At 41.0% G+C, this 15,245-nt stretch carries 14 protein-coding genes and 1 pseudogene; 7 read left to right on the top strand and 8 right to left on the bottom strand.

All coding sequences use genetic code 11. The features are described from left to right. From HMPREF1321_RS06330 to HMPREF1321_RS06315, 4 genes and pseudogenes are all read right to left on the bottom strand, one after another. Nucleotides 1-242 (bottom strand): annotated as a pseudogene (locus HMPREF1321_RS06330) (hypothetical protein); the annotation flags it as partial. 26 nt (nucleotides 243-268) lie between these two features. Beyond that, nucleotides 269-592: a type II toxin-antitoxin system YafQ family toxin gene (locus HMPREF1321_RS06325; protein ID WP_009417366.1), complete on the bottom strand. Its 324-nt coding sequence runs from the start codon at nucleotides 590-592 to the stop codon at nucleotides 269-271. Beyond that, the gene (locus tag HMPREF1321_RS06320) at nucleotides 585-842 is read right to left on the bottom strand and encodes a flagellar motor switch protein FliM (RefSeq protein ID WP_015782214.1); all 258 of its coding nucleotides are present in this window, start codon (nucleotides 840-842) and stop codon (nucleotides 585-587) included. Before HMPREF1321_RS06320 ends, HMPREF1321_RS06325 begins: the two co-directional genes overlap by 8 nt. 62 nt (nucleotides 843-904) lie before the next feature. Continuing rightward, complete coding sequence (locus tag HMPREF1321_RS06315) at nucleotides 905-1,627, bottom strand: tRNA1(Val) (adenine(37)-N6)-methyltransferase (RefSeq protein ID WP_034575800.1); 723 nt, start codon at nucleotides 1,625-1,627, stop codon at nucleotides 905-907. 745 nt (nucleotides 1,628-2,372) lie between these two features. On the opposite strand from HMPREF1321_RS06315, the gene HMPREF1321_RS06310 reads away from it, so the two are divergent. The 3 genes from HMPREF1321_RS06310 to HMPREF1321_RS06300 all read left to right on the top strand — a co-directional run bounded on the left by HMPREF1321_RS06310 (nucleotide 2,373) and on the right by HMPREF1321_RS06300 (nucleotide 4,414). Then, nucleotides 2,373-2,780 carry a hypothetical protein gene (locus HMPREF1321_RS06310; protein ID WP_009420164.1) on the top strand — a complete coding sequence of 136 codons (408 nt, stop codon included), beginning with the start codon at nucleotides 2,373-2,375 and terminating at the stop codon, nucleotides 2,778-2,780. Continuing rightward, nucleotides 2,780-3,292 carry a J domain-containing protein gene (locus tag HMPREF1321_RS12400; RefSeq protein ID WP_009410997.1) on the top strand — a complete coding sequence of 171 codons (513 nt, stop codon included), beginning with the start codon at nucleotides 2,780-2,782 and terminating at the stop codon, nucleotides 3,290-3,292. Before HMPREF1321_RS06310 ends, HMPREF1321_RS12400 begins: the two co-directional genes overlap by 1 nt. 201 nt (nucleotides 3,293-3,493) lie before the next feature. Next, on the top strand, nucleotides 3,494-4,414 hold the full coding sequence (locus tag HMPREF1321_RS06300; protein ID WP_009421840.1) for an acyltransferase: 921 nt from the start codon (nucleotides 3,494-3,496) through the stop codon (nucleotides 4,412-4,414). Between the two features lie 12 nt (nucleotides 4,415-4,426). Here HMPREF1321_RS06300 and HMPREF1321_RS06295 read toward each other — a convergent pair whose 3' ends face one another. Beyond that, complete coding sequence (locus tag HMPREF1321_RS06295; RefSeq protein ID WP_009421854.1) at nucleotides 4,427-4,636, bottom strand: twin-arginine translocase TatA/TatE family subunit; 210 nt, start codon at nucleotides 4,634-4,636, stop codon at nucleotides 4,427-4,429. A gap of 102 nt (nucleotides 4,637-4,738) precedes the next feature. Between HMPREF1321_RS06295 and HMPREF1321_RS06290 the strand changes: the two genes are divergently transcribed. Continuing rightward, nucleotides 4,739-5,599 (top strand): oxidoreductase, encoded by an 861-nt coding sequence (locus HMPREF1321_RS06290; RefSeq protein ID WP_009421835.1) that lies wholly within the window; start codon nucleotides 4,739-4,741, stop codon nucleotides 5,597-5,599. A 190-nt stretch (nucleotides 5,600-5,789) separates the two neighbouring features. On the opposite strand, the gene HMPREF1321_RS06285 is transcribed toward HMPREF1321_RS06290, so the two are convergent. Further along, entirely contained in the window at nucleotides 5,790-6,023 is a 234-nt protein-coding gene (locus HMPREF1321_RS06285; RefSeq protein ID WP_015782219.1) for a twin-arginine translocase TatA/TatE family subunit, read from the bottom strand. 129 nt (nucleotides 6,024-6,152) lie between these two features. Between HMPREF1321_RS06285 and HMPREF1321_RS06280 the strand changes: the two genes are divergently transcribed. Genes HMPREF1321_RS06280 through HMPREF1321_RS06270 form a run of 3 tightly spaced genes read left to right on the top strand, consistent with a single transcriptional unit; the run spans nucleotide 6,153 to nucleotide 8,291 of the window. Then, a complete protein-coding gene (locus tag HMPREF1321_RS06280) occupies nucleotides 6,153-7,127 on the top strand; it encodes a M23 family metallopeptidase (RefSeq protein ID WP_002675822.1) in 975 nt (324 codons plus the stop codon). A gap of 36 nt (nucleotides 7,128-7,163) precedes the next feature. Further along, nucleotides 7,164-7,943, top strand: a complete 780-nt coding sequence (locus HMPREF1321_RS06275; RefSeq protein ID WP_009421829.1) for a DUF695 domain-containing protein — start codon at nucleotides 7,164-7,166, stop codon at nucleotides 7,941-7,943. 15 nt (nucleotides 7,944-7,958) lie between these two features. Then, the gene (locus tag HMPREF1321_RS06270) at nucleotides 7,959-8,291 is read left to right on the top strand and encodes a MerR family transcriptional regulator (RefSeq protein WP_009411004.1); all 333 of its coding nucleotides are present in this window, start codon (nucleotides 7,959-7,961) and stop codon (nucleotides 8,289-8,291) included. Nucleotides 8,292-8,623: 332 nt separating this feature from the next. On the opposite strand, the gene HMPREF1321_RS06265 is transcribed toward HMPREF1321_RS06270, so the two are convergent. Then, nucleotides 8,624-10,690 carry a beta-galactosidase gene (locus tag HMPREF1321_RS06265; RefSeq protein WP_009421828.1) on the bottom strand — a complete coding sequence of 689 codons (2,067 nt, stop codon included), beginning with the start codon at nucleotides 10,688-10,690 and terminating at the stop codon, nucleotides 8,624-8,626. 43 nt (nucleotides 10,691-10,733) lie between these two features. Then, the gene (locus tag HMPREF1321_RS06260; RefSeq protein ID WP_009421851.1) at nucleotides 10,734-14,777 is read right to left on the bottom strand and encodes a hybrid sensor histidine kinase/response regulator transcription factor; all 4,044 of its coding nucleotides are present in this window, start codon (nucleotides 14,775-14,777) and stop codon (nucleotides 10,734-10,736) included. Between the last annotated feature and the right edge of the window lie 468 nt (nucleotides 14,778-15,245).

The raw sequence follows: 15,245 nt of genomic DNA, 5'->3' as shown, positions 1-15,245 counted from the left end.
GAGCCAGCTCCTCTATGATCAATATCAGTACTTTCGGTATCGTGAATAGAAAACGAAAAGTTGAGGTTGCGTAAGGTGAGTAAGTCGAGAATAAAGCGTTCGGGCAAGCTCTTGAATATAGCCGAGAGACGTGCGATATCAAACTTATAGCGTGAAGCACCAGGAAGTGCATTGAGGTGCACGCCACGACGGTTACCCACTTTCAGTTTGTTTTGCAGAGCAGTAAATACTTCTTGGTTCATTTTTCAGTGCTAAAAGAGGAAGTGTTTTATTTCTTGTTTTTATAGAAAAGTTCAGAATGGCTACCTATTCTTTGAAGTATAATAGCCATATTTTCATCGTTTTGTTCCCAAATTAGTAACAAATCAGACTCTATATGGCATTCCCAACAACCTTTGTAATTTCCTGTTAAGAGATGTGGAAGGTTTTTCTTGGGAATACCTTCAGTTCCTTTGTACATCAGGATTTTTATAATTTCTTTTATAGCCTTTTTCTTAGCTTCCTGATTAGAGAATTTTTTGTATTCTTTTTTATAGGTAGTTGTTATAAAAATAGAATATTTAGGAATTTCTTCTTGCTCTGTATTATTCATTGTCTAAATCACTAAATAATTCATCAAGATTTTTATAACCTTTTAGTAGTCCTTCTCTATACTCTCTTCTTCCCTCCTCAATAGCTCTTATAGTTTCCTCGTTAGGAATATACTCCTCTACGGGTTCTGCTACTACAGTAGGTTCGGCAATTACATTGTATTTCTTGAAAAGTGATTCAAACATAGGAGCATTTTCCTTAGGAATACTCACATTATAATTAACCATTTCGTTATATTTTACAGTTCTCATATTTCTTTTTTTGGCAAAGATAAAGCATAATTATCAAATCACCAAATTACTCCCCTTAGTCCTTAGTCCACTTCATTTCCTAAATTCAAATAAAAATCCTTTGTGAGCGACCTGTACGCCTCAGTATAAACCCCACGTTCCTTCTCAATAATAAGCATATCGATAGGGTAGGAGGACAGCTCTTTTCTACTCAGTAGTAGCATACTCCGTTTTAGTTCAGCCGTAGCATTGCCTCGTGTATGAGTGATTTTCTGAGGAAAAAGACCATAACCCGACGCAAGAGCGATAAACCCTTCGGTTTCACTATAAGGCAAAATAACACTGAAAACACCCTCGTCCGACAGTAATTGGCTTACCCCTTCTAAGAGCTCCGAAAACGAAAGCGTATCAGTAAACCGAGCTGTGTTGCGCGCTTTTTCAGCTGTTTTATAATCAGCGGTATAGAAAGGCGGATTAGAGATGATAAGGTCGTACACTTCATCTATCTCCAAAGCAAATTCCTGAAGCGAAGCGTGATAGCAAAACAAGCGGTCGCCCCATTGGCTCTCTTCGAAGTTCTCCGTGCATTCTATATAGGCTTTTTCGTCTATTTCCACGGCGTCAATCACAGGAGCGTCAGAGCGTTGAGCTAACATTAGCGACAATAAGCCCGTCCCCGCCCCAATATCCAGTATACTTTTAGGATTCTCAATAGGCGTCCACGCCCCCAATAGCACTCCATCGGTGCCTATCTTCATCGCACTTTGTGCTTGCTTTACGTTAAATTGCTTAAACTTAAACATCATATTTTCTTTACTCCTTCCTCCGAGGTTATCAGAACTTTTCACAGATACTCCGGTTGACTCCTATTCTCTTTTCTGTTAAAAACTGACAAAAGTTTCTTGATTTTTTATGATTTCACTCATAATCTTCCTGTTTTTAATACAAAAAAGTCGTTCTACCCCTTTTTCAACCTCTTTTTTTTAATTCAAGCAAAGATACAAAATAATTACCAACCAGCAACCCCCCTCCGAATATTTTTTTGACTTTCAGAGTTGGCACCAGTCACATAGGAAATATATTCTACCTATCTACCAATAAAGCAGAATATATTACCATAGAATCTCCTTTTTATAGATTCCCACCTTTCAAAAAAGCACCTTTTATCCTATACCAATCGTCCAAGATTCGTTCAAGGTTCGTATAAGGTACCTATATCATAGTATATTTTTCTTTTTGAAAATCCCTATTTTATTTTTCTAATTTCCCCTTACCTAATCGCTTTTTCGTCACCATTCCTAGTGCCTGTGGCCTATGGTCTGAGGCCTCACATTTAATTTCCCAATTTCCTAATTTTCTAATTTCCCAATTTTCCCCCTGCCTATGGCCTAAAGCCTCACATCTATCGCTTTTTCGTCGCCATTCCTAGTGCCTGTGGCCTATGGCCTGAGGCCTCACATTTAATTTTCTAATTTCCCAATTTGTATATTAAAAATTGTTTTTGTAGTTTTGCACCCTCAGTGAAGAATTATATAATAAAATAAGCATACAATGATATATTATTCTATTCTCACAATAAGCGTAGCGTACCTCATTTATATACTTGTAATGCAGGCAACTACCAACTTAAAAAGAGAAAAATCCATTGAAGAAAAACGCCAAAAATGGCAAAATGCTTTGGTAGACGAAGAAGATACCAAAGACAGAATTATGGAACTCATCAAAAGTGAATACGGTGAGCCCACCACAAGTTCCGTCGAAAAAGGCGTATATACCGAAGGTATGCCCGACTTTTTGGTGAAAATGGCGCTCGGTAAGCCGTTAGAAGTCCAAAGTGCAGGATTCAAAGGCTCTACTACCGAACGTTGGCATTACAAAACCCTTACCCTCACATTCCAAAATAACAAACTTATCGGCTGGGAAAGCCACGATAACACCTCTCAAAAACCAAGATTATAATGTTAAAGGATTACTACGAAATATTAGGAGTTAGCCAAAAGGCTTCTGACGACCAAATACGCGATGCCTACAAAAAGCTCGCAAAAGCCTATCACCCCGATAAACATCAGGGTGACGATTTCTTTGCCGAAAAATTTAAAAGCCTACAAGAAGCTTACGCAGTCCTTTCCGACCCCGAAAGTCGTAAAGACTACGACGCCGACCTCGCCGCTGAGTTAAAAGGACAAAAGAAAACCGAAGAACCTAAAAAACAAGCTAAAAAGAAAACCTCACAAAAAAATAGCGCCTCCTCAAAAGCTCGTACCGTAAAGGATTTGCCCTCTTTGATAGATATTTATTTCGAACAGAAAATCGCTACCGTAAAAACCCGAAAAGAGTACGACACTTTCTTAGCATCTCCCAAAAAACAGTACTCCTCTTGGGTGAAAATTGTGCTTGTAGCCCTTGTCATCATTCTAAGCACCATCTTGCTAAACCCTTCTTTTGGTCTCCTAAAAGGACTTTTGCCTTAATTAAGCACAGTTGATAAATATAAATTGAATAATCAATAAAATTTGCGATATACACTTTGCCAAAGTGCTAAGCCTTTGATAAAGTCTATCAATGAGTCAAAAACTTAATTTTTTGATTAATTTCTATAGCCCAAGCGATACTTCACTTTAACGAACGACAAAATTCAACTATCAGCAAACATAGATTTTACAGCTGTTGCCTTGGATACTTTTCGTTATCAATACGAAAACAACGAGGTATACCATCGCTTTTGTACCCTATTGAACTGCCTTCCTAATAAGGTAAACACACTCGAAAAAATACCTTTTCTTCCTATCGAATGTTTTAAAACTGAAAAAGTGTATTGTGGCAATGCGCCTCACCAGCAAATCTTCACCAGCAGTGGTACAACAGGCGCACAAACCTCCCGACACTATGTGAAAGACCTTAGCTTGTATGAACAAAGCTTCCGTAAAGGCTTTGAACATTTCTACGGCAACGTTGAAGATTATGTAGTTTTAGCCCTTCTTCCCTCGTATTTAGAACGCACCGGCTCTTCCCTCATCACTATGGTAGCCGACCTCATTGAGCGCTCAGGTAGTGAGTATAGCGGTTTCTATCTCAATGAATACGACCTCTTAGCTGAGCGTTTGCAAACCCTCGATGCTTCGGGCAAGAAAGTACTGCTCATAGGGGTATCCTTTGCGTTACTCGACCTTATAACCGAGCATACTTTCTCTTTGAAAAATACGATTGTAATGGAAACTGGCGGAATGAAAGGTCGTCGCAAAGAACTCGTGCGCGAAGAATTGCACGCGCTCCTCTGCAAAGGCTTTGGTGTCGAAATGATTCACTCCGAATACGGAATGACCGAACTGCTCTCGCAAGCCTATTCTGCTGGTAAGGGAATTTATAAGTGTGTACCTTGGCTCAAAGTCCTTATACGCGATACGAATGATGCACTTAGCTATCTGCCTACTGGCAAAACCGGCGGACTCAATATCATCGATTTGGCTAATAGAGAGTCGTGTAGTTTTATTGCTACTCAAGATTTAGGCAAACTATACCCCGATGGTACTTTTGAAGTATTAGGACGCTTCGACAACGCCGATATCAGAGGTTGCAATTTGCTCATTAGCTAATTTGCCAATTTGCTAATTTTCCAATTTCCCTATCGAATCTTTCATTTTTTCAATTTCTTTTTGAGTCTCTTCTACGATTTTAGTATCTACGCCTGCCTTTTCAGCACCCCGTTGTATTTCGGTTTTAATCTCATCGGTAGCATCGCGCAGTTGGCGCATTGCCTTTCCTAAACCACGCGCAATACTTGGGAGCTTATCAGCCCCAAAAAGCATTAAAACCATATCAAATTTAACTTCAACAGAATTTTAACATTGCTTTAACTTGCTAAGAGAAATCTAATTTATATCTTTGCTTCATTATTAAAATTATAATTTAATTACAGAATGAAAAAAGTGTATTTTATAACAGGAGCAAGCAGTGGTTTAGGTAAAGCAATTGCTTTGCAAACTTTGAAAGAAGGCAATGTAGCAGTACTTGCTGTTCGCAATCCAGAAAAAGTAACTGATTTAGTAAATACTTTTAGAGAAAACACATTGGTTGTCTCATTAGAAATTACTAATGAAAAAGAAAGACAAGAGGCAATACAAACAGCTATAGCTAAATTTAGTAGAATAGATGTGTTAGTAAATTGTGCAGGAAGAGGCGATTTAGGAGCTTTGGAAGAATTTTCAAGTCAGCAAATACGTGCTCAAATGGAAATCAATTTCTTTGCAACTATTGAGCTTACTCGTTTGGTATTACCTATAATGCGCCGACAAAAAAGTGGTAATATTGTAAATGTATCAAGTATTGGAGGACGCGTAAATATTGGTGGATTTTCACTTTATGGAGCTGCAAAATATGCTTTAGAGGGCTTTTCTGAAGCACTTTACCACGAAGTAAAACCTTTAGGTATCAGAGTAACAATAGTAGAACCAGGAGCTCTTAGGACTCATTTTGCTGGAGCAGGTAATTTACGCCCTGAAAATCATATTGTTGATTATGACGATACTATTGTACCTCTGCGCAATTATCTTTACGGAAGTGATGGAAAACAACAAGGAGATCCAGAGAAAGCAGCAAAGGTTATTATCAAAGCTATCAATGATAAGGAACCTCCTTTGAGACTCGTATTAGGAAAAGATGCTTATGACCTTTTGGAAGCTAAAAGAACAGAAGAAAAGGAAGAACTTAATAAATGGCGTCCTTTAGGTGAAGCTATAGCTTTTGATGATGCTGAGTTTGTTGCTATTGGTAAAAATTAAAGTTATTTATTGATTATTATAAAAGCCCTTTCTTAATTTCTAATAAAAAGGGCTTTTATAGTATCTTATCCTTATATTGTGAGAAATTCCACAAATATTGAGTTTGTAGGAGTCTATTGTTTATATTATAAAAGTTTCATCTCACGCCTTATATCTCTTAGAGATTTTCTAAAAAACTCAAAAAAAACTTCTAACCCTTAAAATCTTCTTTCATTTTTTCAATTTCTTTTTGAGTCTCTTCTACAATTTTAGTATCTACACCTGCCTTTTCGGCACCGCGTTGTATTTCAGTTTTAATCTCATCGGTAGCATCGCGCAGTTGGCGCATTGCCTTTCCTAAACCCCGCGCAATACTTGGGAGCTTATCAGCCCCAAAAAGGATTAAAACCATAAAAAGTATGAATATAATTTCTGAAAACCCCATAAAATCAATTAACAATTGATAATTAACACTATGGCCTATGACCTAATGCCTATGGCCTATTCACTGCAAAATTACATTTTTTTTGTCATAAAACAGCAAATATCATATTTTTTTTATACTTTTGCCCGTATGAAAAAGGTAAAATATTATTACGACCCCGATACGCTTTCGTATAAACGCATCCTCTCCCGAAAGCGTACAAAGGTGCGCAATGCTTTGATTTTTCTTACAGCTGCTGCACTCTTCGGGATTTTATTCTCTTTTATAATGATTAACTCGCGTTTGTTTTTCACCCCTCGCGAGGTGGTATTGGCACGCGAGATTAAAACCTATGAAACCAACTACCAAATCCTGAACAAAAAGATGGAATTGGCGGAAGATGTGCTTGCCGACCTTGAAGAACGCGATAATAATATGTACCGCCTTTACTTCAATGCGCCTATTATCCCCGATAGTGTTCGCAAAAGCCTCAAAGACCCTAACCGCTATAAAAACCTCGAAAAATACGGAAACTCCAAACTTGTTGCCAATACAAACAAACGCTTAGATATATTGCGAAAACAGTTGGTCGTACAGTCGAAATCGCTAGATGAGATTGCTAAACTTTCTAAAGCAAAGGAAAAATTCCTGTCTTCTATTCCTGCCATTCAGCCTATTAATAATAAAGATTTAAAGCATATGGCATCGGGATATGGTTGGCGTATCGACCCTTTTACCAAAGCGCGTAAGTTCCATTATGGTATGGACTTCACTGCACCCCAAGGCACTCCTGTATATGCTGCGGGCGATGGTGTAGTAGCACGTGCCGATAGCAATGCCTCAGGTTATGGTAATCACATTCGCATCGACCACGGTTATGGCTATGTAACTCTCTACGGACACCTTTCGGCTTACAATGTGCGTGCAGGACAACACGTCAAGCGTGGCGACCTCATAGGAAGGGTAGGAAGTACCGGTCGCTCCGAAGCTCCACACTTGCACTACGAAGTGATAAAAAACGGCGAACACATCAACCCGATACACTTCTATTATGGCAACCTCACCCCGAGCGAATACACCGAGATGCTACACGTTTCTACCCAAGAAAATCAATCGCTTGACTAAGATGATTGGAAATAGTATTTTGTTAATTAAACCCATATGACTCACCATAATCTTCCCCAGAATTGGGACTTCTTTATGTGCCATATCGAAGGCGTCCCAGCTTCTATACGCACCAATTTAGCCTTGTTTGAGCTTGCTCCTCTCGAGGGCTTATCGCAACGTTTACAGTTTTATATAAAAATGAAAAATCCTACTCCTGATGGATTTCCTTCAAAGGAGGAGTATCCTATCCTCTGTGATATAGAAGATGCCATAAGCGAGAAAGCCGAAGCCACAGGAGCAGTATTGGCAGGTGTGGTAAAATCCGAAGGCTTTTTAGAGCTTTGGTTTTACTGTAATAATGCGGAAGTTTTAGCACAGACTTGCGAAGAAGCGTTACAAGCTTTTGAGGGGTATAAATCGGGATATAATACCGCTGAAGATGCCCAATGGGAAGATTATTTCGACTTCCTTTATCCTGATGAGTTTTCTTATCAAACGATGCAGAACAGAAAAGTGCTAATGCAACTTGAGAAGAAAGGGGATAAGATGGAAGTGCCTCGTGAAATCGACCATTTTATCTACTTCAAAAGTGAGGCACAACAACAAGGTTTTGCCGAGAAAATAGCCGAAAAAGGCTATAAAGTGCGTTTGAGTGATGAAAAAACAGTAGAGGAACGAAAATCCGAAGGTCATACTTTCCCTTACACCGTCGAAGCCACACGTGAGGACAGCCCGTTAGATATCAACAATATCGTATGGGAACTGATAGAGCTCGCTTCTTCTTTTGAAGGAGAATACGACGGCTGGGGCTGTGTGAATGTAACTGATAACTGATAATTTCTTAGAGAAATGGATATTGTATTACCCGATAAACTGTATTACACCATAGGAGAAATAGCCAAGGCATTCAATGTGAACGCTTCTCTTATTCGCTTTTGGGAAAAGGAATTTTCTATTATCAGCCCGAGAAAGACGAGTTCGGGAAGCAGGAAATTCTCTCCCGATGATGTTAAGAAACTCCAGCTTATCTATCATTTGGTAAAAGAACAAGGCTACACCCTTGAAGGGGCGCGTCAACGTCTTAAAGAAGACAAGCAGAAACCTCTTACAAACCTTGATGTGGTTACAAAGTTAGAGCGTGTAAAGCAAATGCTTATCGATATCAAAGAAAATCTTGAATAATGTCAGTTCGATATATACAATATTGATTTACAATTATATTTTGTATTACAATCTGTGTAAATCTCCAGTAGCAAAGCTACCAATCCGTGCGCATCACAACTGATAATAAAAGAGATTTATCTGTGTCAAATCCGTGTAATTCGTGAAATCTGTGCGAGACATTTAAAACAGCAAAGCTATCCATTTGTTTGATTTTTTTAAGATTTGTAAGATTTCTGTAGCGTAAGCTACACTTTTCTAACATCGAATTCACATTGAATAACAAAAAAGCTGTACGATGTAACTATACTCGTACAGCTTTTTTAGGAAAAAACATCAATATTAATTTGTATCTATTTCCAAAGAATCACCAACGTTTCTTCAGAGGATAGGCGTGCGGTATTAGCTGTTGCACTTCCTCCCTTATCGGCAAAAACGACTGAAGGATTTACTCCTTTGAGGCAACGCAATGCCACTGAGGTAGTTTGTGGACGTTTGTTGATGAGGATAGTAAGGTATTGATTGCCTTTTTGCATCGTATACATTTGCACTCCTTTTTGGTAAGATTCAAACTGAAAAGGAACTACAGCTTGTACTTCGGCGAGTAGCAAACGCGAAAGCGCTTCCCCTTTGTCACTTCGCAAAGCGCCCAACCCCAATAGCGATGGAAACCAAAAAGTCTCTCCCCTCATAAAGCGATGTTTCGTTGCCAACACACTATTCCCCTCTTGGGCGACTATTTGTCCTTGGGTATTGTAGATACTTCCTTTCCAAAGGTGGGCGGGCAGGGGTGCGTTTTGGTAATTTACACTGAAATCGGGAGGGAGGCATTTTACTTCTTTCAGCGCTCCCCCCAATACATCTTGTAGCGGAAATCCCGTGTGATGTAGGGCAAACATATTTTCGTCGTAGAACGCGCTGAGTCCTTCTATTATCAGTTTGCCACCATTGCGTACAAAGTTGCGCAGGGGTTCCCAATAACGCGATGGGAGGCTTATTTGTCCTGATAAAATAATCGTTTCGCCTTTGTAAGAGGGTTTGTTCCAGTTGAACTCATCAAAGCACTGAAACTGACTATTGATACCGTTTTCAAGAAGGGTTTCGTACATTGCAAACGCCGATTTCATAGCTCCTCCCATGTTTCTGCCCTCGTAATCATTGTTGGTATTATCATTTAGTTGCGCTTTCTTTTCTACCCAAAGAGTTTCACGGGTATAGAGGATATGAATGTTAGCTACTACAGGTTTAAATTTGCTGCTGTTGATTTTTCGGAGTGTTTTGGCAACTTCAGAGGCAGCAGTGAGTCGGTCGGTGGGTTGGTTTTGGAAATCTACGAGCGCCCATTCGCCTGCTTCATCACCCACAGCACGAGGGTTTAAGCACCAAAATAAGATGTGTTCAGCACCATTGCCAATGCTCGTCCACAGCCATTGGGTGATTTCTTCTTTGGTAGGGCAGAAGGCTTTATAACCGCTGTAAGTGTTGTTGCCTCCTTGCAATTCGGTTACCCAAAAAGGCAATTCGCCTGCTCCCGAACGTATGATAGCACAATTTGCCGCCAAAGCCGTAGCGTACTGATTTCTGTGAAGCATAGTGTAATGCCAACTGGGGTGAGCTGAAGCACCTAACGAATTGAGGAAGTTGCGCCAAGCGGGGAAGTTGTATTCGGCAATATTGCTGAATATTTGGTGAGAATTGACGTGCAAATAGGCATTAGGGTCGTATTTTTTTACCTCGTTGGCAATCCATTGCAGGTACCAAGTGTTGTAGTGCAGCAAGAATTGTTGAGGGGTGAAATCTACTATTTGTGGGTAGCCTTTGCTGTTGTAGGCAGTAGGTTGTAGTGTTTTGAGCCATTCACTTTTTTGGGCATTGGCAAAAGCATCGTTAGGCACCCAACCCCCAGTGCCAGGTTCGTTCATTAGCACCCAACCATAGAGGGCGGGAGAGGTTTTGAAATGGGTTACTACTTGCTTGATATAGGTAGCAATTTCTTGTAGATGTGCCTGCGAATAAGGGTGCTTAAAGCCACCTAATGAATTGTCGGGGGCAGCGGGGAAGAGCGTGCCTACAATCTTTACATTGTACCGCTCTGCTGCTTTAAAAGCCTTGTCGAACAGCGAGAAATCCCAAGTACCGTCGGGGCGCTTCATATAGTTTTCGAACATACGAATACGACAACAGTTCATTTGGTGCTCGCTGAGGAGTTTGAACCAAGTATTTATCTCCTCATCAGTTTGCCCAGGTTCGATAAATACCTGTGCACCAATGGGAGATACATAGGGTTGCGCTTTCACAGTGGTAGTGATGGAGGCAACCCCAAGTAATAAAAGCCATATATAACTTCTTAAAAACATACAAATACTTTTTTGGTGGTACATTTTGTGGTGCAAAGGTAAGACAATAAAGTCTTTATCCACTTATCTTTTCTTTTAGAAAACTTATCAAATTAGCTTATACGCTTCATATTTCACTTTCCCCTTTCAAATACTCTCTCGGTGAGGCATTGTAGAACTTCTTAAACGAGCGACTGAAGTTCGATAGTTCTTGGTAACCCACCTTATAGGCTACTTCCGAAATGTTCAAATTGCCTTGCTTCATCAGTTGGGCAGCAGCGGTCATACGTATTTGTACAATCACGTTGTAAGGGGTGGTGTTCATAATGGCTTTTACCTTTTTGAAGAGTTGGTTAGTGCTCATATTTAGGGCATCGGCGAGGGCATCGATACCAAACTCGGGGTCGCTGAGGTGTTCCATTACAATGTTGTTCACTTTGTCTACAAACTCTTTTTTCCAAGGTTGCCCGATGAGTTTTTCGCGGTATACATTCAGGTTAGGGGAGGAGCTGTACTGTTCCCACAGTTTCTTGCGCGAAAGCAGTATATTTTCGATGCGCTTGCTGAGGATTTTAGCCGAAAAAGGTTTGGTAATATAGTCTTCCACCCCCAAACTGTAGCCCTCTACCACTTGCGATTCCTTGTCTAAGGCAGTGAGCAAAATGATAGGGATATGGTTTGTTTTTTCGTTGGCACGCAGTTCTTTTACCATTGAAATGCCATCGCGTTTAGGCATCATAATATCCGATACGATAAGGTCGGGGATGTGGGCGATTGCCAATTCTAAGCCCTCTTCGCCATCGCGTGCCAATAGTACGTGGAAATGCTCGTTGAGAATGTGCTGTATATAATCGCGCATATCGTCGTTGTCTTCCACTACCAAAATAGTCTCTTCCTTGTCGGTCGGATTTTCTTGTGGAGCTATTTCTCTTACCGTTTGGGTAGTGTCTATCTGTTGCAAGGTGATAGACGCCTCGTCGTGGAGTTGTGGCACATCTAAGATAGGCAACAATACCGTGAAGGTAGCCCCTTGTTTTTCTTCACTTTCCACCTCTATATGTCCTTGGTGTAGGTCGACGAGGTCTTTGGTGAAGGCGAGCCCTAAGCCAGCCCCCTCGTTGTGGAGTTCTTTTTGGCGTTTGCCTTGCAAGAAAGCGGTAAAGAGCTGTTTTTGTTCTTCTTTGGAGATGCCAATGCCTGTATCGGCTATCTTTATTTGCAAAAACTTCTGTTGGTTTTGCATCACAGTGGCAATGAGCACCGTGATTGCGCCTTTTTCGGGGGTATATTGGAAGGCATTTCCGATGAGATTGTAGAGAATTTTGTCTAATTTATCGGCATCAAAAGGCATCCACAAGCTGGGCATTGTACTCTTGATAGTGTATTGTATTTGTTTTTCTAAAGCGAGATAAGCAAAGGTTTCACTCACTCCTTTCACAAATTTCACCACATCGTCGTATTGCAAATTCAGCTCTAATTTGTTCTTTTCTAACTTTCTAAAATCAAGTAATTGGTTGATGAGGCGCATCAGTTTTTGGGCGTTGCGCAACATCATTGTATATTTCTCTTTGTGCTGTTTAGGAGAATTCTCATCATCTACCATTTGGTTTAGCGGACCTACAATCAGCGAAAGCGGTGTTTTGAACTCGTGAGAGATGTTAGAGAAAAAGTTGGTTTTCATCTCGTTGATTTCGTACATACGCTGTGCTTCCAATTGCGAGATACGCAGGTTCTGCTTGTCTCTTTCCTTGATGGTGTAATACTTCACGATAAGCACAAGCAAGCCCACTCCCAGCAAGGCATAGAGGATATAAGCCCAAGTTGTTCGCCAAAGCGGAGGGGCTACTATTATCTTAACAGTAGTAGGTTTTTCGCTCCACACCCCGTCGTTGTTAGTGGCTTTTACTTTAAAAATGTAAGTACCTGGGTTGAGGTTTGTATAGGTAGCGATGCGCTCAGAAGTGTCGTAAATCCAATCGCTGTCGAAACCTTCGAGCATATAGGCGTATTGGTTTTTGAAAGAAGCGCGGTAGTTCAATGCCGAAAAACGGAACGATATTACCGATTGCCAATGTTTGAGGTGAATGCTTTGGGTCTCATCTATTACCTCAGTAAGCACCCCGCCTTCTTCTGGTCGTACCGATTTGTTGAATATTTGAAAATCGGAAATTACTACTTTGGGTTGGGTTTGGTTAAGGGTAAGCTGTTGAGGATAGAAAGTATTAAAACCGTCTTTTCCTCCAATAAGCAGTTCGCCGTCTTTGGCTTGTGCAAAAGCTCCTAATTGAAAACCCGAATTTTGCAAGCCATCGTACTCGTTGAACACCTGAAACTGTTGGTTTTTTGGGGTGTATTTCAGTACTGCCGAAGGGGTACTCATCCACAGATTGCCCTTATTGTCTTCTGCCAAACCGAAAATAGGGTCACCATAGTCGGTGCCTTTACGGCGAATGAGTTCAAAGCGTTCGGTTTTCTTGTCGAACTTGTGTAGCCCTCCTTTGGTGCCTATCCACAAGGAGCCGTCCTTGCTCTCGTGAATAGCCGTAATAAAGTCGTTGCTCAGGGCGTGTGTGTTGTTTTTTAGGGCTGTATAGGTGTGTTTGAGTTTTAGGTCGCGGGTGTAACAACGCAAGCCTTTTTCGGTGCCTATCCACAAAAGAAGGTCTTGGTCGCGGTGAATTACGTGGGTTTTATCTTCGGGGTAGATAATGTTTTTACTTTCGAATAGCGGGGTAAAAACCCCCGTAGCGGGCTGGTAGTTGATTGCCCCCAACTCGGTAGCAAGCCAAAAGGAATTATCCCAATCTTTGGTAATTTGATAAACGTTGCGGTAGGTGTAGTTCGTACCGGTAGACACTGGAATGGGTACTTGACTAAAACTGTTGGACGAAGGGTTGTACTTAATGAGGTAATTGGCGTAGTTACCTATCCAAATATTGCCTTCGGCATCTTCACAAAAAGCCTGATAGAGCTGAGTATTAGGGTTGTAGGATTGGTTGCTAAAAGCAGTGAGTGTCTTTCTGTCGGGATTGAGTTTATCAATATGGTTTAAGCCTCCTATCCAGAGGTTGCCTTTGCTGTCCTTAAAGATAGCGCGCACTTGTTTTTCCGAAAGAAAATTCTTGTACCTCACCCATTTGAATTGGGCAGGGGTAGGGCTAAAATAGTAAATCCCTGAGGCGGTACTCACCCACATCAGCTGACTTTTATCTCGGTAGATGTGATTCACACTTTCATTAGCGAGTTGCGGGTTTTGCAAGTCGGTAATGGTGTGAGTGTTTTTGTTGAGGAGTTTGATGCCTTCGTTGGTCTCTATCCAAATGTTGTGCTGACCGTCATCGGCTACCGAAAGCACATTTACATTATGCGTGCAATGGGTCGCGTCACATACGGCATAACGTTGGTAGTTTTTCGTTTTTTCATTTAAGCTATACAAACCACCGTGAGCCGATGATACCCAAACAGTGCCTTCTGGGTCTTTGTAGAGATTGAAAATGTGCTTGCATACCTTCTCATCAGTGTCGTTTGTATGCCAATAAGGGTGTAGCTCAAACTGTTTTTCCTTGCGGTTAAAACTGTACACCCCGCCACCCCACGAACTGAGTATGAGCGTGCCATTGGTCGCTACCATACCCGTAAGGGCGTTGTTCAGGGGTTGGGAAGTGCCTTTTTCTCGAATGTCGTAATGAGTGAAAACTCCTGTTTTTGGGTTGAGCATATCCAGTCCGCCACGGTCTACGGCTATCCAAATCATACCCGCTTCGTCCTCTACTATGCCCGCTACATCGTTATAGCTAAGGCTATTACTCCCTTTTTGATGTTTGTAGGTGGTGAAGATACCCGTGCGCAGGTTCAGTTTGCTGAGTCCTTCGCCTTTTAAGCCAACCCAAAGGTTGTGCTGACTGTCTTCAAACAAACACCTGATAGAGTTCCCTGCTAGGCTGTTTTTCTGGGTGCTATTGTGCTTATACACAGTGATATCATAGCCGTCGAACTTGTGCAAACCGTCATCAGTGCCTATCCATATAAAACCTTTTGAGTCTTGCAGCATACTGGTAACCTCATTGCTTACCAATCCGTTGTGGGTAGTGATTTTGGATAGATACGCCCAGTCCTGCGCTGAGAGCAACGCAGGAAATAACGCCCATATTATGTAGAGTAGTTTTCTCATTTCCAAATTTGCTAATTCTCTAAATTCTCTCCCCCTTTTCCTTCATACTCCGCCCTATTACCTATGACCTAATACTTCACACCTCCCCATTTTCTCATTTCCAAATTTGCTAATTCTCTAATTTTTCTTCCCCTTTTCCGTCCCTACACTCCCCCTCTCCTTGGGAGAAGTCTCCGAATAGGAGAGTATGTGAACGGGGTGAGGATTCTTTTTCTTTCGCCTCGAAACCCTATTTTTGGCATTTTTGACACTGTTGTATTGTGCTATTAATCAACTTTTTACATACCCTTTCTATACCAATCGTCCAAGATTCGTATAAGCTTCCTATAAGCTCTCTATAAGCTAACCCCACCCTCCTTACAGTCTTTTTTCACCAAAATTCCTCTCAACTCTCTTCCGAACTTTTCCGTTTCCTTCCGTATGACTCAATCCTCCCATTTGCTATTCAAATCACTTTTGCGGTATACA

Origin of the sequence: Capnocytophaga sp. oral taxon 412 str. F0487, from assembly GCF_000271925.1 — a bacterium.
In the GTDB taxonomy this organism is placed as follows: Bacteria; Bacteroidota; Bacteroidia; order Flavobacteriales; family Flavobacteriaceae; genus Capnocytophaga; species Capnocytophaga ochracea.
This window is presented reverse-complemented; position numbering and strand designations above follow the sequence as displayed.